Source organism: Chromohalobacter sp. 296-RDG (assembly GCF_029889885.1).
Taxonomy (GTDB): domain Bacteria; phylum Pseudomonadota; class Gammaproteobacteria; order Pseudomonadales; family Halomonadaceae; genus Chromohalobacter.
Window position 1 is genome coordinate 1 of sequence record NZ_JARANY010000294.1, and the last position, 700, is coordinate 700.

At 56.0% G+C, this 700-nt stretch carries 1 protein-coding gene; it reads left to right on the forward strand.

What is annotated here, in order from left to right; all coding sequences use genetic code 11:
* Nucleotides 1–120 precede the first annotated feature (120 nt).
* On the forward strand, nucleotides 121–624 hold the full coding sequence (locus OP495_RS18625; protein ID WP_280571270.1) for a hypothetical protein: 504 nt from the start codon (nucleotides 121–123) through the stop codon (nucleotides 622–624).
* Nucleotides 625–700: the final 76 nt, after the last annotated feature.

A 700-nucleotide genomic window follows, 5' to 3' on the forward strand; every position in this document is an offset into this window, starting at 1 on the left:
GACCCAGTCGCTGATGGCTGCCGACCTGGGGCTGCTCGATGACAAGCTACTCAGCCACTTCAATGCCATCAATCACCTCTATGACGAGATGCGGGATATCGAGTGGGAGCATCGCGGGGCATGAACCTAAGCGATTATCAGGACTGCGTGTGTCGAAGGATGGGCAACACTCAGGCGCTGTGCCGCGGAGAACTCACACTAGGTGAACAGGGCAAGCAAGTCCGGCTGACACCCAAGACAGGGGAGCAGGCTGTCGCAGTGGTACTCGATGGCTGCGTATTGTGCGACAACCAACTGAAATGCGATGGCCTCTTCCTCTGGCAGGGCAATCAACGCCAAGCAGCTCTGCTCGTCGAACTAAAAGGTGCCGGTGATATCCCGCACGCTTTCGAACAGCTGGCCTACGTGCAGCAGCAGCGTCCGGAATATCGGGCGTTAGTAGAATGCCTGCGTGCAGAAGCTGGCGCTGGTGGCCGCGCGATGGAAAAGGCCGTGGTAATCACCAACGGCATGCTTTCCAAGCCGGATCAGGAACGACTGGAAGATCATTATGACATCCGGGTGATGGCCGTCTTGCATTGTGAAGCCAGCTCGCCAATTCCTGAGTTGCGAGACCATCTCTGATAGCACCTTGAGATAATTACATTAGTCACTATTGGTGAATCACCACGATGCGCTTCTCAGCGACTATGTGCCACGC